At 64.0% G+C, this 18,314-nt stretch carries 19 protein-coding genes and 3 pseudogenes; 17 read left to right on the top strand and 5 right to left on the bottom strand.

What is annotated here, in order from left to right; genetic code table 11:
• Positions 1-29: 29 nt before the first annotated feature.
• The gene (locus tag ACQCSY_RS20150) at positions 30-530 is read right to left on the bottom strand and encodes a DUF2945 domain-containing protein (RefSeq protein ID WP_427131574.1); all 501 of its coding nucleotides are present in this window, start codon (positions 528-530) and stop codon (positions 30-32) included.
• Between the two features lie 115 nt (positions 531-645).
• Here ACQCSY_RS20150 and ACQCSY_RS20145 point away from each other — a divergent pair.
• The 7 genes and pseudogenes from ACQCSY_RS20145 (at position 646) to ACQCSY_RS20115 (ending at position 7,021) form a co-directional block, all read left to right on the top strand.
• Positions 646-1,236: pseudogene (locus ACQCSY_RS20145) on the top strand (DUF488 family protein).
• 851 nt (positions 1,237-2,087) lie between these two features.
• Positions 2,088-3,077: a hypothetical protein gene (locus ACQCSY_RS20140; RefSeq protein ID WP_427131572.1), complete on the top strand. Its 990-nt coding sequence runs from the start codon at positions 2,088-2,090 to the stop codon at positions 3,075-3,077.
• Positions 3,074-3,499, top strand: coding sequence for a phage holin family protein (locus ACQCSY_RS20135; RefSeq protein ID WP_427131570.1), 426 nt, complete (start codon positions 3,074-3,076; stop codon positions 3,497-3,499). The genes ACQCSY_RS20140 and ACQCSY_RS20135 overlap by 4 nt, the downstream gene beginning before the upstream one ends.
• Positions 3,496-4,092, top strand: coding sequence for a DUF3618 domain-containing protein (locus tag ACQCSY_RS20130; RefSeq protein WP_427131568.1), 597 nt, complete (start codon positions 3,496-3,498; stop codon positions 4,090-4,092). The genes ACQCSY_RS20135 and ACQCSY_RS20130 overlap by 4 nt, the downstream gene beginning before the upstream one ends.
• Before the next feature lie 83 nt (positions 4,093-4,175).
• On the top strand, positions 4,176-5,246 hold the full coding sequence (locus tag ACQCSY_RS20125; RefSeq protein WP_427131566.1) for a YihY/virulence factor BrkB family protein: 1,071 nt from the start codon (positions 4,176-4,178) through the stop codon (positions 5,244-5,246).
• A 592-nt stretch (positions 5,247-5,838) separates the two neighbouring features.
• Positions 5,839-6,015 carry a CsbD family protein gene (locus tag ACQCSY_RS20120; protein WP_427131565.1) on the top strand — a complete coding sequence of 59 codons (177 nt, stop codon included), beginning with the start codon at positions 5,839-5,841 and terminating at the stop codon, positions 6,013-6,015.
• A gap of 232 nt (positions 6,016-6,247) precedes the next feature.
• Positions 6,248-7,021 (top strand): YybH family protein, encoded by a 774-nt coding sequence (locus tag ACQCSY_RS20115; RefSeq protein WP_427136034.1) that lies wholly within the window; start codon positions 6,248-6,250, stop codon positions 7,019-7,021.
• Here ACQCSY_RS20115 and ACQCSY_RS20110 read toward each other — a convergent pair.
• Together ACQCSY_RS20110 and ACQCSY_RS20105 are read right to left on the bottom strand one after the other, a co-directional pair.
• Positions 6,930-7,397: an HTH domain-containing protein gene (locus ACQCSY_RS20110; RefSeq protein ID WP_427131563.1), complete on the bottom strand. Its 468-nt coding sequence runs from the start codon at positions 7,395-7,397 to the stop codon at positions 6,930-6,932. The two genes, ACQCSY_RS20115 and ACQCSY_RS20110, sit on opposite strands and share 92 nt — an antisense overlap.
• A gap of 479 nt (positions 7,398-7,876) precedes the next feature.
• Positions 7,877-8,095, bottom strand: coding sequence for a hypothetical protein (locus ACQCSY_RS20105; protein ID WP_427131561.1), 219 nt, complete (start codon positions 8,093-8,095; stop codon positions 7,877-7,879).
• 965 nt (positions 8,096-9,060) lie between these two features.
• Between ACQCSY_RS20105 and ACQCSY_RS20100 the strand changes: the two genes are divergently transcribed.
• The 3 genes from ACQCSY_RS20100 (at position 9,061) to ACQCSY_RS20090 (ending at position 10,816) form a co-directional block, all read left to right on the top strand.
• On the top strand, positions 9,061-9,285 hold the full coding sequence (locus ACQCSY_RS20100; RefSeq protein ID WP_427131559.1) for a hypothetical protein: 225 nt from the start codon (positions 9,061-9,063) through the stop codon (positions 9,283-9,285).
• 515 nt (positions 9,286-9,800) lie between these two features.
• The gene (locus tag ACQCSY_RS20095) at positions 9,801-10,322 is read left to right on the top strand and encodes a hypothetical protein (protein WP_427131558.1); all 522 of its coding nucleotides are present in this window, start codon (positions 9,801-9,803) and stop codon (positions 10,320-10,322) included.
• A 320-nt stretch (positions 10,323-10,642) separates the two neighbouring features.
• On the top strand, positions 10,643-10,816 hold the full coding sequence (locus ACQCSY_RS20090) for a hypothetical protein (protein WP_427131557.1): 174 nt from the start codon (positions 10,643-10,645) through the stop codon (positions 10,814-10,816).
• 152 nt (positions 10,817-10,968) lie between these two features.
• On the opposite strand, the pseudogene ACQCSY_RS20085 reads toward ACQCSY_RS20090, so the two are convergent.
• Together ACQCSY_RS20085 and ACQCSY_RS20080 are read right to left on the bottom strand one after the other, a co-directional pair.
• Positions 10,969-11,343: pseudogene (locus ACQCSY_RS20085) on the bottom strand (recombinase family protein); the annotation flags it as partial.
• Positions 11,344-12,241: 898 nt separating this feature from the next.
• Complete coding sequence (locus tag ACQCSY_RS20080) at positions 12,242-13,117, bottom strand: helix-turn-helix transcriptional regulator (protein ID WP_427131555.1); 876 nt, start codon at positions 13,115-13,117, stop codon at positions 12,242-12,244.
• A gap of 189 nt (positions 13,118-13,306) precedes the next feature.
• Between ACQCSY_RS20080 and ACQCSY_RS20075 the strand changes: the two genes are divergently transcribed.
• The 7 genes and pseudogenes from ACQCSY_RS20075 (at position 13,307) to ACQCSY_RS20045 (ending at position 17,960) form a co-directional block, all read left to right on the top strand.
• On the top strand, positions 13,307-13,978 hold the full coding sequence (locus ACQCSY_RS20075) for an SDR family NAD(P)-dependent oxidoreductase (RefSeq protein ID WP_427131553.1): 672 nt from the start codon (positions 13,307-13,309) through the stop codon (positions 13,976-13,978).
• A gap of 32 nt (positions 13,979-14,010) precedes the next feature.
• Complete coding sequence (locus tag ACQCSY_RS20070; RefSeq protein ID WP_427131552.1) at positions 14,011-15,213, top strand: MFS transporter; 1,203 nt, start codon at positions 14,011-14,013, stop codon at positions 15,211-15,213.
• Positions 15,214-15,270: 57 nt separating this feature from the next.
• Positions 15,271-16,038 carry a glucose 1-dehydrogenase gene (locus ACQCSY_RS20065; protein WP_427131551.1) on the top strand — a complete coding sequence of 256 codons (768 nt, stop codon included), beginning with the start codon at positions 15,271-15,273 and terminating at the stop codon, positions 16,036-16,038.
• Positions 16,038-16,574 (top strand): cyclophilin-like fold protein, encoded by a 537-nt coding sequence (locus tag ACQCSY_RS20060; RefSeq protein ID WP_427131549.1) that lies wholly within the window; start codon positions 16,038-16,040, stop codon positions 16,572-16,574. Before ACQCSY_RS20065 ends, ACQCSY_RS20060 begins: the two co-directional genes overlap by 1 nt.
• Before the next feature lie 55 nt (positions 16,575-16,629).
• Positions 16,630-16,941: pseudogene (locus ACQCSY_RS20055) on the top strand (alcohol dehydrogenase catalytic domain-containing protein); the annotation flags it as partial.
• Positions 16,902-17,390, top strand: a complete 489-nt coding sequence (locus tag ACQCSY_RS20050; protein WP_427131547.1) for a zinc-binding dehydrogenase — start codon at positions 16,902-16,904, stop codon at positions 17,388-17,390. The pseudogene ACQCSY_RS20055 and the gene ACQCSY_RS20050, both read left to right, overlap by 40 nt.
• Before the next feature lie 282 nt (positions 17,391-17,672).
• A complete protein-coding gene (locus ACQCSY_RS20045; RefSeq protein WP_427135957.1) occupies positions 17,673-17,960 on the top strand; it encodes a hypothetical protein in 288 nt (95 codons plus the stop codon).
• The last annotated feature ends 354 nt before the right edge of the window (positions 17,961-18,314 follow it).

Genomic DNA, 18,314 nt, shown 5'->3' with positions numbered 1-18,314 from the left:
TGTGGCGGAGGCTCACGGACTTGGACTTTCTACCGCTGCTCTGGAGCGCCGTCCCCCTCCGCCCCCACCGTCCGGGGCAACCCGCTATCCAACCGCACCCCAACGGCTGCCGAAAGTGCCGCCGGCCGTTTGCACTGGCAGGCCCTGGATGAAATGTTCGCCGTACAGTCCATGATCGCGGTCGGCAACATAGCCCACCGCAGCATCATCCTCAGCGGCAGGTCCGCGCCCAAGGTGCGGCACCCGGCCCACGGCGGCAACGCCAATTCAAACACGGGTTGGAAGAACTGCTCGCCGGAGGCCTCAATGACTGACACCCGCACCCTGCCGCCGTCTGAGACGACTCGCCGGCGACGGACTCCCGCCCTTTCCTCTCCACGCCCCATTAGGTAGGCACGGAGCAGGACTAGATTTTCTTCAGCGCCCCGCCCTGGGGTATCCCGGGTGTGGACCTTGGTGATCTGACCTTCGACGTAGCCAGCTTCGGAGTTCCATTGCACCTGGTCGCCGACCTTGAATTTTTGGGTCATCGATAGTCCTCTCGCCAGCAAAAAGCGACGGCGGACCAATGCCTGCCGGCGACTACGAGTGTAGCGGGGCTCCGGCCCAGGATGGACGGCTAGGATCGGGGGCGAGACTGCCCGTATGGAAGCACCCGAACAGAGGCCGCAGATGTTTACCGTCGGCCACGGCATGAGCCCGCGGAAAGAATTGGCCGAAATTCTACTGGCGGCCGGAGCCCGGAAACTAGTCGACGTGCGGCGGTTTCCCCGCAGCCGCAAGCACCCCGACATGGGCCGGGATGCTCTAGGCAAGTGGCTTCCGTACGCCGACGTTGAGTACCGGTGGGAGGAGGATCTTGGCGGCCGCCGGCGGATTCCGGCCGGAGAGCCCGGAACCGGATATCTGGTGGACCGTGGCCGCGTTCCGCGCCTACGCCGCATATACCGGACTCCGCCATTCAACGCGGCTCTGGGTCGGCTGTGAACGGACACTGTCACGGCGAGCACGACCGTGATGTGCAGCGAGAGCCTGTGGTGGCGCTGCCACCGCCGCCTGATTGCGGACATCCTGGTCATGAAGTACGACGTCGTAGTCACCCTTCTGAGCCCCCACCAGGTCGCCGCTGGAGCACGGGCCGGGCCGGACGCCGTGTACTGGGACCGGCGAGAACAGTTGAGGGCAGGACAGGATGCCAGGTCAACCGTGACCGGCTTACAGCCCTTCAATCAATAATCAGACACCGTCTAACATCAAAACGGCACCGGGCTGTTCTCCCTACGGTCAGTGACCGCCGTCGGCAACTTAGCCCACCGCAGCACCAGCCATAGCGGCAGGCCCGCCCAGGTGATGCGTGGTGTCGGCCGTTGCGGGTCATCGTCATTCCCCTGGCTTCTGGCCGGCAGTGACGCCCGCACCCAAGGAACCGCGACCGATGAAGCGGCCTTCCGGGGCTTGCCGTGGGGCCACCGGCAACCATCCGGGACGATTGCCGGCCCCGGCGCCAGGGCGTCGGCCGGGCAGGAGTTGGCGTAGGACGTACTGCAGAATTCCGCCGTGCCGGAAGTAGGCTGCCTCCGCCGGGGTGTCGATCCGCACGAGCACCGGGAATTCTGTGGCGGCATCGCCGCGCGTGGCCCGCACCGAGACCCGGTCCGGGATCGTGTTCCCTCCGGCCAGACCGATGATGGAGTAAACCTCCCTGGCGGAGCCCGAACCGTATTAGGCGCCGGCGATCATGATCAGCGAGACGTGGTACGCGAGATATTTCGTGGAGGCGTCGAAGATGCTCGTCCGGTCCCCGCCCGGAATATGCCGGGTGAATCCGCCTCGGTGCCGGGCACCAGTTGGTTGTGCAAGCGGATGTTGGCGAACGTGCCCCGGATCATCAACTCAGGGTTCCGGTTCCGCCTCCCCTCGCGTTCGCATTCTTGGGACACAGATTAACTGGGTCTCCGGTTCAGTCGCAGCCGGTTCACCTTCGCTATGCATCGGTACTTACCCCTGATGGTAATCATGCTTACTATTTTACTACCAGTATTTCTGGTTCTTGATCCGCAGCCGATCTTCTTGGAAAGAGAGCGAAGATGACAGAGAATCAATGGCCTCAGGACGGGACCTACGCCCCCTCTCAGTCCACCCGGCAAGCACCGGGCGCGCAAAGCATAACGCCCCCGCCGCGCACTGCTGCGTCCACCACGGAAACGGTCAAGGACGAGGCAGGGGACGTCGCCGGGCAGGCCGCAGACTCGGCCAGGAATGTGGCCGAAACCGCAAAAACCGAGGTCGCCAACGTTGCCTCGGAAGTGAAATCGAGCGCCAGGGATCTTCTGGAGCAGGCCAGGTCAGACCTCACGGACCAGGCAGGTACGCAGCAGCAAAAGGTTGCCGCCGGCCTCCGGTCAATCTCCGAGGAACTGCATTCCATGGCCGTCGCCTCGGACCAGCCCGGTGTTGCATCCGATCTGGTGCGGCAGGCAGCGGAACGGTCCTCATCCGTGGCGTCATGGCTCGACGACAGGGATCCGGGCTCGCTTCTGGAGGAAGTAAAGTCCTTCGCGCGGCGGCGTCCGGGCGCGTTCCTCCTGCTGGCAGCCGGGGCAGGCGTCCTGGCCGGACGACTGAGCAGGAGCCTCAGCGACGGCGTGCCTGCTTCCGCCAGTACGACCGCATCCGGCCCCGTCACACCGCCGCCCGGTACTGCCGCAAGCGAACGCTTCGTGCCCGCAGCAGGCATGGCGGTACCCCCTCCTCCTGTCCAGCTCCCGGGCCCGGACGCCACGACGGCCGGATATGCCGGCGGCAGCGCCGCACCGGGGAACGAGACCGCCATGCCCGCCGGCACGCCGGCCGGGACCTACCCGCCCGCTCCCCCGGACAGCAACCAGCCGGCGGAGGATCCCTGGTCCGCCGACAGGATGGCCGATGATCCGACCGGACACGGACAGCCGGCAGACGATCCGCTCATCCGTGACCGTTCCCGTGACCGCGGGTCTGATGATCCGTTGGCGGGGCATGACGTAGCCGAGGCTGAGTATCCGTTCGGTACCGGTCCCGACAGCGGTGGGCCGCGATGACCGACAACGAAAGCCCTCCGACGCCCGCGCACGCGAAGGCGGACACCACCTCCCTGGGAGACCTGCTGGGCGAGGTTACCCGGGACATTTCCACCCTGATGCGCCAGGAAGTGGAACTGGCCAAGGCTGAACTGAAGCAGTCAACAACCAGGGCAGGCAAAGGCGCAGGCTTGCTGGCCGGCGCCGGCATTGCCGGGCATTTTGTCCTCCTCTTCCTGTCCATCGCCCTCTGGTACGCACTGGGTGAGCTGATGGGACTGGGCTGGTCCGCCGTCGTCGTGGCTGTTCTGTGGGGGATCGTGGCCGCCATCCTGGCATCCATGGGCCGTAAAGAACTCAAGTCCGTCAAAGGCCTGCCCCAGACGGCCGAAACCCTGCAGGAAATCCCAGAAACCCTCAAACCAGGCGAGGAAAAACGATGAGTGAAAACCCGGACGATATCCGTTCAGACATAGAAGAGACCCGCCGTCGCCTTGGCACCAACGTCGACGCAGTGGCGGACAAGGTCACGCCGTCGCACGTTGTCCAGCGCCAGACAGAGAAGGTCAGGGACGCCGTTTCCGGTGTGAAGGAGAAAGTCATGGGAGCAGCCGACCACGTAACAGGCAGCCGGCATTCCGCTGGGCACGGCACCGGTTCGGCAATCGGAGATACCGGTGCCGTGATCGGCGACGTGCCCCACAAGCTGGCCGGCAAAGCGCAGGGCAATCCGCTCGCTGCCGGGCTGATCGCCTTCGGCGCCGGCCTGCTGGTGGCATCACTCATCCCTGCCAGTGAGAAAGAAAGGGAAGCCGCCGACGCCCTCACGACGGCGGCGGAACCGCTCACCACCGAACTCACGGAAGCAGCGAAGGACGTGGCGCAGGGCCTCCAGGCGCCCGCCCAGGAAGCCCTGGAGAACGTCAAGGCTACCGCCGCCGACGCCGCCGAGCACGTCAAGGCAGAAGGCGAGACCGCCGTCTCGGATGTGATGGACCAGGCAGCAGAGGCCAAGGACAACATCCAGCACGCCTGATACTGCCGGAGGAGTGCCGGCCGTCCCGCGATCCTGCGAGGAGGGCCGGCCCGCCGCCGACCATACCCGGAAGGAGGATTCCCATGGCTGCGAAGGGTTCCCCGGAAACCAGCACCGCCAAGGCAGAAACGGCCCCGGCTGCGGACGATTCCCGCAAACCTGACAGTCCCACCGGCGTCAGCAAACCAACGTGGAAGTACATAGCCAAAAAGACCCTGCGCGAGTTCAGCAAGGATCAATGCCCGGACCTCGCCTCCGGGCTGACCTACTACGCGGTGCTCTCTCTTTTCCCGGCGCTGCTGGCCCTGGTCTCCCTGCTCGGGATTTTTGGGCAGGCAGGAAAAACGACGGCGGCGCTGCTGGATATCGTCCAGGGCATCGCACCGGGATCCACCGTGGACACGATCCGCCAGCCCGTTGAAGAGCTCACCACCTCGCCATCCGCCGGCTTCGCGCTGGTCATCGGTCTCGCCACCGCTCTGTGGTCCGCCTCCGGCTATGTAGGGGCCTTCGGCCGGGCCATGAACCGCGTTTACGAAGTGGACGAGGGCCGCGCGTTCGTCAGGCTCCGGGGAACCATGCTCGGTGTCACCGTGCTGGCGGTAGTGGTCGTGGCCCTGCTCGCCGGCATGCTGGTGCTCAGCGGTCCGGTGGCCGAGGCCGTGGGCAACGCAGCCGGAGTCGGCGGAGCCTTCCTGACGGTGTGGAACATCGCGAAATGGCCGGTCATTATCCTGCTGGTCATCCTGCTCATCGCCGTCCTGTACTACGCCACCCCGAACGTGAAGCAGCCCAGGTTCCGCTGGATGAGCCTCGGCTCCTTCATCGCCCTGCTGGTATTCGTCCTGGTCTCGCTGGCCTTCGCCTTCTATGTGGCCAACTTCAACAGCTACAACAAGACGTATGGCGCCATCGGTGGCGTGATCGTGATGCTTCTGTGGCTGTGGATACTGAACATGTCCTTGCTGTTCGGTGCAGAGTTCGACGCCGAAATGGAGCGCGGACGGCAGCTCCAGGCAGGAATCGAGGCCGAGGAAACCATCCAGCTGCCGCCCCGGGACACCAAGCACAGCGACAAACTGCAGGAACAGGCAGAAGAAGACATCCGGCACGGACGTGAACTCCGCGAACACCACAGCCAGGACGCGGACTGACCGGGCTTCTCCGGTCAGCTTTCCGCCAGGGCCGGGGAGGGTTTTATAGCGCCGCCAACTGGAAACCCGAAAATTGGTGAGGATGCTTACACCATTCTCGACGCAAAAAACTATCCGGCATGTCGGATGGCCCGCCTACCGAGGAACCATCAAAGCTTCCCGGAGGCTGGCCGATGGTCTGCAGGCCGTCCTCGTCCACGATCAAGCGGGCGAGGAAGACCCCACCTCCGCGGATCTGCCCCACGGATTCATTGAGCGCGTGGAGCAGCTGGCATTGGATGGGCAATGCGGAAACGATGACTGCGGGGAGAGCCGTCACGACCCACGGTGCCAAGGCCTGACATCCGTGTGCCGGCGTGCTGGGCCTATCCGGGTGCCTGAGACCGTAAGGATTCTGACAACTACAGCTGTGATGTCAGAGTCCTTGAACGGCGGCCGCGCCGAAGCCGTGCCGTTGCCGGCGGACTCAGATCCCGCCGGCCTGCCATGGCCCGCCCGTTCGCCGTGGCCTCCCCGCAGTCCGCGGACTATCCTGAAGCTGTGATCCGACGGCGCTCTGCCGGCGGCGCAGTCAAACAACAGGAGGCCCGCCATGGGTCTGGATGACAAGATCAAAAACACCGCAGAGAAGGCCAGCGGGAAGGCCAAGGAAGGTGTCGGCAAAGCAACTGACGATGAACGCCTGGAAACGGAAGGCAAAGTCGACCAGACAAAAGCCGATCTCAAGGGCGCCGGTGAAAAAGTCAAAGACGCCTTCAAGAATGCCTGACGGACGGTGAGGCCGCGGGCTCCTGACCTGCTCCCGGGGCGGTATTGATCGGTCGGGCCACCGGGCCCGGCCCGCTGAAGTGCGCCGCGTGAGCCCTCAAGACAAGGGTCTGCGCAGCCTTGCTTCCCCGTTAGCGCCGGGCACCGTCAGAACTTAAGCAGCCTTGCCGCTGCCTTGTTCATTCAGACAACGTTCAGATGGCGGCGGCCAGGCCGATTCCCATAATCCGGTCATGTTCCGAGAAGACGTCGCCGAGGGCGGCGGCAAGTTCTCCGGGGGATTCTTCCGCACGTGGTGGCCAGAATCGATGCCATGCCCACGAAGATCAGAGTCCCAGTTTGTATACCGCCACAGCAACCTCCAGATCGTTGATGCCTGTCCAGGGCCCCTTGTTGCGGACCAGTTCGGATTGAACAACGAGTTGAATGCCTCGGCCATTGCGTTGTCAGACCCGTCGCCCTTTGACCCGACACGATGCTGGACGCCCCTGTCCGACTGGTGGATCAGCTGCGAGACGTCCCGTCGTTCTCGTTGCCGGTTCCAAAGGCCCATTTCCAAGGCGGCCTTTGTCCTGTCTGTGGCCCGCAGCATGATCGCTCATGTGGTGGGAGATACCGTCCCGTTCGCAATAGAAGGGTTCGAAAAAATGAATGCTGGTGCAGAGCATCAGAGTGCTGCGTCTCCCGAGGACCTGAGCCGGTTTTTCGTTGAAGGAGCCAACGCCGGAGACGTCGAGGGGCTGGTAGCCCTCTACGAACCCGGCGCCGTGCTGGCGTCCCCATCAGGTCAAGTGGCGACAGGTCATCAGGCTATCCGCGTGTTTCATGCCGGGCTGCTCGCCGCCAGGCCAACGTTTGCCGCTGGTGACCGGCGACCATCGCTTCGTAACGGCGACCTCACGTTGACGTCGACGCTCATCCCGGCCGGGGCCACCGCTGAGGTGGCCCGTCGCCAAGCAGACGGTGGCTGGCTGTGGCTGCTCGACCAACCCAATTTCCTCGGATAAAGTGTGCCTGCAGGAGGTCCCTCTTTCGAAGCACCTGAGTCGTCCGAGCCAAGGAACCGGTCAGGGTGCTATCGACTTGCAAAAGCACCCGCATCGCCGAGCTGGCGCTCTGCCCCGCCGTCGGGCCGAGCGCCGCGAGGCCCGCAATGACGGCCGCGATCTCCTCGAATGTCAGAGACACCGTTTGGGGTTGAGCGTTCCGCGGCAGGCGGCTGCCCCCGTGCACCCGACACTGCCTCAATCGGCACGCCGACGCGCGCAGCCTCGCGAGGTCCCGTTCGACGGTGCGTAGCCCAACCCCAAGCCGGTTTGCCAGCTTGGCGCCGGACACCGGCTGTCGTTCCGCCCGGCGGATTTCGACGAGCCGGGGCTGCACCGGCCAGGTTAGCGAAGCCGGAGGAAACCTCTGCAGTCAAATTGCAAGGGTATCTCGCGAATCCCCGTCCTAGGCGTGGCGGTGTTTGACCGTCGCATCGTTGGTATGGAACGCATCCCTGCCGACCGAATCGTTCTAGGACTTCTTCGCCCGTTACACCGGATATCTCACAGCGGGAAACATCGATGGTCTCGTGAGCATCTACAACTACCCTGCTCGCTGTGACAGCCATGGGCTGCCTGGCGGTCACCGAGCCGGAGCAATCCCGCGATTTTTTCAACCAGGGCAGGAGTTCTACCGCTCCCGTGGAATCCACGGTGTTCGGGTCCGCGATATGGTCATCGACGTCGAGGTGCCGGGCACCTGGGTAGGCCGGCTCGTACTCGAAAATCTTGATGGCTCCGGCTCCCCTGTTGGCCGGGAGCATAACGCCAGGGCAGCGGGGAGGGAATCATTCAAGGAGCGCCGCCCAGGGGGACCTACTGGCCAGTGACGGGTGCCTTGATCCAGGTGACCACTACGCTGACGCCGCCACCTTCGTCACGCTCCGTCACGACCTCAATAGCCGAAACAGCTGCTCCCATCCGCAACAGCTTGTCCCAATATGACACCACGAGCGCTGACAGGCTTTCCTCCGTCCATTCCCCGGGACGCATCCTGGTAGAGATCTCAACAGGTTCGGGCTGATAGAGCGTCATCAAAGTACCTCCTTGGGGCTTCCCGCCGCCTGGTCCGGCTGGCGGGGCTAAGAACCGGGAAAGGCGTCTCCCAACGCCAGCGCAACAGCGGCGGTGCGGTCAGGGGGCCGGGAGATAGGGGGACGTTTGCTTCTGGACCGTTTGATGAGTGACGGGGTCGACAAAACCCCCGGGTTGCGGCGTTCTGCCGGTCTGTGCCAGTTTCCAGTACAAACAGCGGAAGTTCACTGTGGACGATGTAGTCCCGCGCGGCCTGGCCCGTCATCGCCAGGCCGGGAAACGGACCCGCGCGGCGGGCCGGACTGATTCCGGCATCGCCCAGCGCTGCCCTGGAGGTCCTGTCCGAAACCGGGGTGGTGTTGTTCAGCGCGCGCCAGCTGACGTACAGCCCGTATAGCTCATTCAGGCCGAGGCCGTCATTGTCCGGATCCTAATCAACGCACTCACAAAGAAATTCATCCAGCACCAGTTTCATCTCAATCTCCTGCATCGGAGCATTATGCGCGCCGCACTGCAGCAGCGTGATGGGTGAAGTGAGAGCAGCCCTGACCGCATCTCCCGGACCCACCCAAAAGGTAGAATCGGCCGACTACCGGCGTCAAGTAGAGTTCCCGCCCGGCCGTCAGTGTCCAGCGATCTGCGGTGGGGGCGTCGTCTGGGCCTGCTTAGAATTCGGTGGATGCGGATCAACCAGTCATTGCCCGACTGGCGCATGATGGAAGGTACCTGCCTCCGGACTTGACCGGCGGCGGGTCGCCCGCTGGCACCCGGGCGACCCCCAGTCCGCTGCCGTCCCTTAGCCTGACGGATAGTTCGATGCGCGACGGATGGTTCGATGCCCGCGGCCTAGCTCCCCATCGGCATTCCGGGGCGAAGCAGCCGTGCCGTCCCGGAAGTGCCGGTGCTGAGGAAGACCGGTCATCCGCGCTCTTTTACTCCCCGCGGGGCCGTGGGACGATGTGCTCATGAGCGAATCAGCAACACCGGCTCCAGGCCGCCAGGCCGGCGGCCGGCCGGCCACGGCAGGCTATGTCAGGCGCCGTCTCCATCCGGAGGTCCTCACCACCCAGCAGATTCGCGAAGTGGGCCGGCGCCGCACGGAAGCAGAAGAAAAACTTTCACAGCATCTGCGGGACGCGCGGCACAAAAACCCGGACACCGCCGACTCAGGAACGCAAGACAATCCCTAACATCCCCACTCTTTGCGGGTCGTGTTTGTGCGTGAAAGCCGATTCCGGAGTCCGGCCCGCGCACTGGTACATGTCCCCGACGGCCGACGGAGGTCAGCTTCAGAGGTGGACTCCCGGGTCGCCGCCCCGAACGGTACGGGTCCGGGACTTCCCGGCGGCGGGATCCGCCGGTCAGACCCGTACCCTGTCGCACCCGCTGCACACGTGATGCCGGCCCGCGTCTACGCCTGGTGTCGTCCCGGCTGAGAAGAAACCCGGCCACACGGTCAGGTCTCCGGCCGCTGGGATCTTGGAATACGGGAAACCATGTCGGCCTTCGGCCGCTGACAGCTGGGCTGGCCCAAACGCAATGTTAGCCCATGCCCTATTCCAACGATCATGCCGAACTGGCAGCCGTCAACCTGACGCGAATTGCACTAGTCAGAAATCGGAATCGGGCAGAAGATCGTTCTACAGGTCGGCGTGACCGTCCCCTCGGGATCGGCAGGCACGGCATTCCCTAGAGAGGAAAGATCTTGGAACATGATCATCCGGCAGACTCAGCGGCCCGCCACGACGTACTGTCCCGCTATCTGCACGGCCACCTGATCGCGGGTGCTTCCGGTGAGCGTCTCTTCGAACAAGCAGCGAAAACGTGGAAGGATTCACCCCACGCCGCGACTTTGGACAAGCTCAAATCCGCCGTGAGTTCTGACAAGAAAACCCTTGAGGCCATGGCGACACAATTGCATTTGAGCATGCCGGCCTACAAGAAACCGATCGCCTGGGTCGGGGCACAGCTGTCCGCACTCGGGCCGTTGAATCCTTTCCATTCCCATCACGCGGCCAACGCCCAGCTCGAGCTCGAGGCATTGATCATTGCCGTCACGGGGAAAGCACTGCTCTGGAAGACCCTGATAGTGCTCGCCCCCACCGACTCGCGCATCAGGAGGGACGAAGTGAACCAACTGCTGGACCGCGCCATGGAGCAAATCCATGAACTGGAGACGCTTCTTTTGACCACCGTGCCCGACCGGTTCACGGCCCCAGTACCCTAACTGGATGAAGGGTCAAAAGGTTTCGCACAGGCAGTGGAGAGGATGAGCCGGCCAGCGATCCGGGACGGCGCAATTTCGCCCCGCCCCGCAGTGCGACCGCTCTTCAGGAAATCGGCCCTGTCCCGTCCGCTGCAACGCCGGCGGCATCGCGTTCGCCGTACCGGGCAGCCAAACAAGACATCTCCGTCGACCGGAACTTCCTCCGGCACCTCTCAGAGCGAGGGCAACAACCGTCCCAATGCCGGCAGGCCGACGTCGACCGCTGGCTCGCGACAGGACCGACAACTCGCTGCACGGCCCGGACCTTCGTGCGCTGGGCCGTGCAGAACCCCCACATTCCCCACCTCGAAATCCCCTACCGCAAAGCGGAAAACCGGCCCGTCCTGGACCGGAACGAGCGGCTCCGGCTGCTCGACGATATCCTCGAGAACGACAGCCGGCCACTGCACTACCGCACGGCCGCGGTCCTCCTGCTGCTCTACGCCCAGCCGTAGACGCATCGCCCGATCGACACACGACCAGATCAGCCGCACCGACGCACGTGAAACCGTCGCCGTCTTCGACGGCCAGGCGGTCCCTATCCCCCACCCCCTTTGACGCGATCCTTCAACAACACCTCGACAACCGGCCCAACGTGAACACGGTGGGCCAGGGCTGCCATGACGGTGAACACCATGCCACCCATGGGCGTGCCGGTATCAACGTTCCCGCCGCCCAGATTCAGCACACGCAGATTGATACGCCGTTCGCGCAGTTCTTCGGAGAGTCCGAGCATGCTGGCGGTGGAGCGGCCGAGCCGGTCCAATGTGGTGATGACCAGGGTGTCGCCCTCGTGCAGGGCTAGAAGTGCCGTATCAAATGCCGGCCGGCTGGTCCTGGCGCCACTTACCCCGTGGTCGATATACAGGTCGTCGCGATACAGGTCGTCGCGCCGGACGCCGGCCAACAGCAGGTCCGTGGCCTGCCGGTCGGTGGACTGCGTCTTGGTCGATACCCGGGCGTATCCGATCAGTTTGCCCATGCCTGGCCTCGCTTATGTCGTGCAACAGTGTTTGCCTATGGTTCTTTGGCCCGTGGTTGTGATACATGGTAGCGAGACATGGCGGGCCCATATGCTGTGAATTGCAGAGTTATCTGGCTCGTTTTTCGCAGCGCTATTTGGCGTACTCGTCGTCCGCGTCCCGTTTTGAATCCCAAACGGGGCACCTGTCGGCAGGAGTTCAGGATGGGACCCTGGAGCGTCTACTCCTGCGGGGGAGGCAGAGGGCTCGGAGTGACCGGCCCGTCGGGCCGACTGGTTCAACGCGGGCTTGAGGGCATGCTGTCGCGGACGCTTCGGTCCTTCGACGTGAGGCGGTCATGCCAATGACCACGGTCACGACAACGGCAAACGTTGCCAAGACTGAAGCGTTGATCAGAAGCGAATGTTCTGTTTGGTGCGGTAAGAGCATGCGGGTGTCCCAGCGGGCGGCGTCCGCACGGTTGAGGATGTCTTGGTCAAGGGGAGTCCCAGGATGGCCACGAGGCTTGTCGCGACCAGTGCGCAGAGGCTGAGGACAAACGAAGCGCCAGAGGATACCGATGGTTTTCCAGCGCGGCCTGTTGGACGTGTGTTCATTGTTTCCCCGGTGTGGTTTTGATGGCATCGGTTGCTGCCCACTGTCATGGTGCCAGAAATCATCAGCCCGGTTCGTGAAAGAGACACATCGTCGGCGAGGTCAGCGGGCTCATCGTGCGTGTGGCCCGTCCCGCGCGGCGGGGATCTCCTGACCATCGGTGCGAGGTCGGTTTGCCGTCTTAGAAAAGGATCCTTTGCAGGAACCCGGACCCCGGGACGTAAGGGTGTAGTTGGCATCGATAAGTGGCGGTCATGTTGCGGCACCATTGGTCGGCTGGTGCCTCCCTATATTTGAGATTCCTTAACGGGGCGCAGCCGCTATTGATCCTGTAGCTGCCCAGCTAGCGAGGAGCCGCAGTCGCTCAGCGCTGGGCGAGCCGGGCTCGGCGGTGTAGATCATGAGGACGAATCCTGGGTCGGCAGTAATGATGAGCTCTTCGTAGGCGAGAGTGAGTTCGCCGACGACGGGGTGTTTGAATCGTTTTGTGCCAGACCCGTGAGTCCGGACGTCGTGCGCTCCCCACAGCTGCCGGAATGTGTCGCTGCGAGTGGACAGCTCACCAACGAGGTCGTGGAGCCCTTTGTCGTTGGGGTCACGGCCGGCTTCGGTGCGCATGATCGCTACGCACATCTCAGCGAAGAGCTCCCAATCAGGATAAAAATCGCGGGATGCAGGGTCGAGGAATTGGAACCGAGCCAGGTTCGGAGTGCGACCGCCGGCGCCGATGAGTGGCGAATAGAAGGCCCGGCCGAGCTCGTTCGTCGCTAGGAGGTCTTGGTGTTGGTCGCGCACGAATGCAACGCCGTCAGTGATTGTGCTGAGCACCCAGTAAAGACTCGGACGACTTATGGCGTTTTTCGTGGATCGTCGGCGGGGACGCCCGGATAGCGGAATACCGTCGGCCGCGCGGGCGAGGTCGAAGAGGTGGGTTCGTTCCGTGTCATCGAGGTTGAGGGCGCGGGCGATTGCGTCAAGCACGGACGAGGAGGCTCCGCCGATAGCACCGCGTTCGAGCTTGGCATAATATTCGACGCTGACGTCGGCGAGTGTCGCAACTTCTGTGCGGCGAAGCCCGGCGACGCGTCTGTTCGGCCCGGCGGAAAGCCCTGCCTGTTCGGGAGTGATCTTTGCGCGGCGCGACATCAGGAACTCGCGTACCTCGGCTCTATTGTCCATGCCACGAGAATACGTCTCTGCGAACTTCGTTGGGGTTCTCTGCTGGTACACCCCTTGATAGAGACTCCCCGCCGGGACGGTTCGCGTGTTGACTGGGTCGGGACTGACCAGCGGTACGACCCGGGCAAGGTTTTTCGACCTCATCCTTTCCCACTGGAAGACGCCGCCTCATCTTCAAGGAAGGACGTTATGACAGTTATCGCCATCGTTGGCGCCGGCACTGGGCTGGGCGCAGCCATCGCCCGCCGCTTCGGAACTGAAGGCTTTGCCATCGCCCTGATCTTCCGCAACCAGAAGAAACTCGACCTGCTCGCTGAAGAATTGAACGCTGAGGGCTTCACCGCCCGCGGTTACGCCGCCAGTGTCCGGGACCCGGGAACCCTCACCGCCGCGCTGAAGCAGGCCGAACGCGACCTCGGCCCGATCGAGGTCCTCGAATACAGTCCGCTGCCGCAGGAGGAATTCTTGCGCCCCGTGTTGGAGACGACGGTGGCGGATCTGGCCGCAGCGGTGGAGTTCTCCATTTACGGACCCGTCACCGCAGTGCACCAGGTCCTCGACGGCATGCGCACTTTGGGACGCGGAACCGTCCTGTTCGTCAACGGCGGTTCCGCCGTCCGACCGAACCCGTCGGTTGCCGGGACGTCCATCGCGTTCGCCGGTGAAGCCGCGCTTGCGACGATGCTCCACGACACCCTTGGTGCCGAGAATATTCACGTGGGACAGCTGATCATCCCCGGTGCGATCGAACCCGGACACCCGCAGAACGATCCTGGCGCCCTCGCGCAGCGGCTGTGGGAGCAACACGCCCGCCGCGACACGTTCCGCGTGTATGTCGAACCGTTCCCGTCCAGTAAGTAACCCGTGCGACCCAGTTGCGGGCAAGGAGAATAATGAACACCACCACCGTTCCGGCGCCGGCACCGGTTGCTACTGAGAAAGCGAAACGGCTGCCGCTCGCCACTCTGGCCGCTCTGGCGGTCATCGGCTTCGTCCTCGTCGCGATGGAGACCATGCCGGCGGGGCTTCTGCCGGTTATCGCTACCGGGATGGGGACCAGCGAAGGCACCGTCGGGCTGTTCGTCAGCGCCTACGCCCTGGGCACGGTGATCATCACGATCCCTGCCATCACCCTTACCCGGGGCATGCGCCGGAAGCCGTTGCTCCTTGGCGCGATTATCGGCCTCATCCTGGCCAATAGCACCACCGCCCTCTCAAGCGATGTGACCCTGTCGCTGGTGTCGCGTTTTGTCGCCGGCGCGTTCTCGGGAATCCTCTGGGGGATGCTGGCCGCCTACGGCCGGAAGATCAGCCCGCCCTCGCGTGCAGGCCTGTCGTTGGCGATCGTCTCCGTCGGGGCGCCCGTCGGATTCGCGCTCGGCACACCGCTGGGTTCCTGGCTCGGAACGACATTCGACTGGAGGTGGGCCTTCGCCGGACTCACTGCGGTGGCCGTTATCGCCGGTGTAGTCATCGCTGCGATCGCGCCCGACGCGGAAGGGCAGCCCGGAACCGCCCGGCTTCCCCTGGCCCGGGTGTTTCGAATCCCCGGCATCGCCGGTATCTTGGGCGTCATCTTCGCCTGGATGCTGGCACACAACACTATCTACACCTACATCGCCCCGTACCTGCGGGCCACCAGCAGCAGCCTCACCGTCGACGTCGAACTCTTCATCTTCGGGGCCGCCTCGATCGCCGGAATCATCATCACCGGCGCGCTCCTGGACCGCCACCCCCGGCCGTTGCTACACGGAAGCGTCGCCCTGTTCATCGCAGCCGCGGCGGTACTCCTGGTCGGCCCCACATCGGCATCGGCGATCATTGTCGCGACCGTACTGTGGGGGATCACGTTCGGCGGGGCGTCCGCCCAGCTCCAAGCCGCCCTCACCACCGTCGGAGGCGCAGACTCCGACGTCGCCAACTCGTTCCTGCCGGTGGCGTTCAACCTCGCCATCTTCACCGCCGGCATCCTCGGCGCCGCGCTACTGACGAATTCCAGCGGCCTGGTACTCGCGGTCGTGATGATCGTCGCCGGCCTGGCCGCGCTGATGCTGACCGTCTACGGACGCCGCACCGCATTCCCCGCCCGCCTCTAGCAACACCGGCAGGACCCACAGGCCTTGCCTCCCAGAATCCCCGGAAAGGATCCTCCCATGAACAATCGCAACCGTTTCACTGACAAAGTCGCCTTCGTCACCGGTGCCGGTTCCGGCATCGGACACGCAACCGCGTTGGCTTTCGCCGCGGAAGGCGCCCGAGTGGTCGTCGCCGATCTCCCCGGCGCCGGCCAGGACGAGACCGTACAGCAGATCACCGGCCTCGGAGGTACAGCGTCCGCTGTCGACTGCGACGTCACCAGCGCCAGTGACGTTGTCGCCGCTCTCGAATACACGACTTCGACTTACGGCCGCCTTGATGCGGCGTTCAATAGCGCCGGAATCGAACAATCCCACGACTTGGTGGCCGACCTCGACGATGACGAATGGGACCGCATCATCGACGTCGACCTGCGCGGGGTGTACCTGTGCATGAAACACCAGATCCGGTTCATGGTCGCTGGCGGCGGCGGCACTATCGTCAACGCCTCATCCGGTGCCGGAGTCATCGGCATTGCCGGACAAGCGGCGTACGCGGCTGCGAAGCACGCCGTCATCGGCCTGAGCAAGTCCGCGGCGCTGGAATACATCGGCGACGGGGTGCGCATCAACGTCGTCGCCCCCGAGGTCGTCGACACCAAGATGATCGAACTGGTTTCCGGCGGGACAGAAGAGGGGCGCAAGGAGATGGAATCGCAGGAACCCATCGACCGTTTCGGTCGACCGGAGGAAATCGCGTCCGCCGTGCTGTGGTTGTCCTCGGATGAGGGAGCCTTCGCAGTGGGGCACACGCTCGTGGTCGACGGCGGACAGACGGTCGGCTGATGAGCAACCGTTTCTTACCCAAAAAAGCCCTGCGACCCGGTGTCGTGGTGCCGGCGTTCGTCGTGATCGCCATCGCCCTCGCCGGCTGCACCTACAGCCCTGCCGGCAATGCTGACACACGGTCACCCTCCCCAGGCACACCGGCGGGCGATCCGACTGCCGCCCAGACATCAACGTCAGCGACTACGCCGATTGTCATCGAGCTCGACGGTCAGAAGATAGCAGGAGAACTCGACGGTAGCGCCACGTCAGCGTCGCTACTGGCCCGGCTTCCCCTGACGCTGTCGTTCCGGGACCATGGCGGCCAGGAAAAGATCTCGGAACTTCCGGCCCCACTGGACCTCGACGGCGCACCAAAGGGAAGTGACGCCGCGCCGCTGGCGATCGGGTACTACGTCCCCGAGCAAAGCCTTGTCCTTTACTACCAGCACGTCGGATACTTCAACGGGATCGTGCCCATCGGCACCTACGAAGAAACCGACGCTGTTAGAAACCAGACCGACGAATTCACCGTCACCATCCGTAAAGCTGACTGACCCAGTACGGCCGACCTGATTCTTCGCACCCCGATCAACCCATCTGGAGATAGCAATGAAAGCCACCTACATGTTCGGCCCCGGCGACGTCCGCATCGTCGACGCCCCAGACCCCGCGCTGAAAAACCCCACCGATGCCGTCATCCGGATTGTTAGGGCATGCGTGTGCGGGTCGGACCTGCACCCCTACCACAGCATGGACATCACCCCCGAAGGAGTGTCCATGGGGCACGAGTTCATCGGTGTCGTCGAGGAAATCGGTGCGGAAGTGCGCACCCTTGCCAAGGGGGACCTTGTCATCTCCCCATTCTCCTTCTCCGATGGGACGTGCGAATTCTGCCTAGAGGGATTGTTCACCTCCTGCGTGCACGGCGGATTCTGGGACATGCCGGGGATGGGCGGCGCCCAGGCCGAAGCGACGACATCGTCGCCGAACGTGGCGAGGAGGGAATCGCCAGAGTCAGGGAACTCACCGGCGGTCACGGGGCCCGCAAAGTCCTCGAAGCGGTCGGACACATGCCCGCCTACGAGCAGGCCTACCGCGTCGTCCGCCCCGGCGGGGTCATCAGCCGCGTCGGCGTACCCCAGTACGAGGAAGCCCCCGTCGGCTTCAGCAGCCTTTTCGGTGGCAACGTGACCCTCACCGGCGGACCCGCCCCGGTGCGCGCCTACATCGAAAAACTTATGCCGGCGATCCTTGACGGCACCGTGAACCCCGGCAGAGTCTTCGATCGCACTGTTGGTCTCGACGGGGTCCCCGCCGCATACCGCGCCATGGACGACCGCGAAGCCCTCAAAGTAATGATCGCCTTCTAACCAAACAAGCGTTCCGTGGGCTGTCCCACGGAGAACTGCCCCCAGCCAGGCAGCAGCACAGCTGATGTCTGCTGTATTCGACGTCAGGGAAATCAGCGGCGGCTCCAGCCCGACGGCGCTCCTGGAGGGTGAAACAGCCGCGACAGAGCTCCGCCCCGGTGTCTACGTCTTCGGGGACGCACAACAGGTTGAACTCGGGCGGTGCACGTGGGATGAGATCGCCTTGAACGTGGCCACAACCGTCGTGAGTCGCCATGAGGCACACTCCGCAACCTCCGCCGAATCGTTGTCGACGCCGGCAGCAAGATCCTGGGCAGTGACCGCCCAAGCTGGCCGACCGGATACGGCCGGCTTCCCGACTACCCGGATGCGCGGATCACCGCAATGTCGGAGCATCACGCCACCGTTGAATGGCCCGAAAACGATGATCTGCCGGCGCTGGGACATCGGCTGCGGGTCATACCGAATCATGTGTGCCTTGCCATGAACCTCGTTGATGAAGTAACGGTCGTTCGCAACGGTTTGGTAGTGGAGCGGTGGACGGTGGCAGCACGCGGCAGGAACAATTAAACGACAAGAACGGAACGCGGCTGGATCCGCGGTAGAAGCCGCCGAATGAGCGCATTCGCAGCCCACGGCTTCCCGGTCCTGCCTCGCAAGGGCATGCTCCGTACAGACACAGGCCGACGGCGGCGACATTGGTCTGGGCCGGTTTCTGGCCACGCCGCCGGCCTCCTTGCCGCTGGAAATGATGTGGTTAAGCGTGATCCGCGAGTGATCCTGCCTGAGTTCTTGGAGATAGTCCGCACCAAGGCCGGAGCCCTTGACGCCCGCACGGCCACCTGATCCGGACTAACAACACTGGTGCAACGGCGTCACGCTGCCAGGCCCGGGCGCGGATCGCAAGCCCCCATGCCAAAGGAT

It is taken from the genome of Pseudarthrobacter sp. S9 (assembly GCF_050156545.1).
Taxonomy (GTDB): domain Bacteria; phylum Actinomycetota; class Actinomycetes; order Actinomycetales; family Micrococcaceae; genus Arthrobacter.
The sequence above is the reverse complement of the archived record's forward strand: the minus strand, read 5'-3'. Positions and strand labels throughout refer to the sequence as shown.

Bases quoted from the DNA above. Each gene is read 5' to 3' on its own strand.
- ACQCSY_RS20070 (WP_427131552.1), top strand. From the start codon at position 14,011: ATGAACACCACCACCGTTCCGGCGCCGGCACCGGTTGCTACTGAGAAA.
- ACQCSY_RS20115 (WP_427136034.1), top strand. From the start codon at position 6,248: ATGTTCCGAGAAGACGTCGCCGAGGGCGGCGGCAAGTTCTCCGGGGGA.
- ACQCSY_RS20065 (WP_427131551.1), top strand. From the start codon at position 15,271: ATGAACAATCGCAACCGTTTCACTGACAAAGTCGCCTTCGTCACCGGT.
- ACQCSY_RS20150 (WP_427131574.1), bottom strand. From the start codon at position 530: ATGACCCAAAAATTCAAGGTCGGCGACCAGGTGCAATGGAACTCCGAA.
- ACQCSY_RS20120 (WP_427131565.1), top strand. From the start codon at position 5,839: ATGGGTCTGGATGACAAGATCAAAAACACCGCAGAGAAGGCCAGCGGG.
- ACQCSY_RS20060 (WP_427131549.1), top strand. From the start codon at position 16,038: ATGAGCAACCGTTTCTTACCCAAAAAAGCCCTGCGACCCGGTGTCGTG.
- ACQCSY_RS20080 (WP_427131555.1), bottom strand. From the start codon at position 13,117: ATGGACAATAGAGCCGAGGTACGCGAGTTCCTGATGTCGCGCCGCGCA.
- ACQCSY_RS20105 (WP_427131561.1), bottom strand. From the start codon at position 8,095: ATGACGCTCTATCAGCCCGAACCTGTTGAGATCTCTACCAGGATGCGT.
- ACQCSY_RS20125 (WP_427131566.1), top strand. From the start codon at position 4,176: ATGGCTGCGAAGGGTTCCCCGGAAACCAGCACCGCCAAGGCAGAAACG.
- ACQCSY_RS20140 (WP_427131572.1), top strand. From the start codon at position 2,088: ATGACAGAGAATCAATGGCCTCAGGACGGGACCTACGCCCCCTCTCAG.
- ACQCSY_RS20135 (WP_427131570.1), top strand. From the start codon at position 3,074: ATGACCGACAACGAAAGCCCTCCGACGCCCGCGCACGCGAAGGCGGAC.
- ACQCSY_RS20100 (WP_427131559.1), top strand. From the start codon at position 9,061: ATGAGCGAATCAGCAACACCGGCTCCAGGCCGCCAGGCCGGCGGCCGG.
- ACQCSY_RS20130 (WP_427131568.1), top strand. From the start codon at position 3,496: ATGAGTGAAAACCCGGACGATATCCGTTCAGACATAGAAGAGACCCGC.
- ACQCSY_RS20075 (WP_427131553.1), top strand. From the start codon at position 13,307: ATGACAGTTATCGCCATCGTTGGCGCCGGCACTGGGCTGGGCGCAGCC.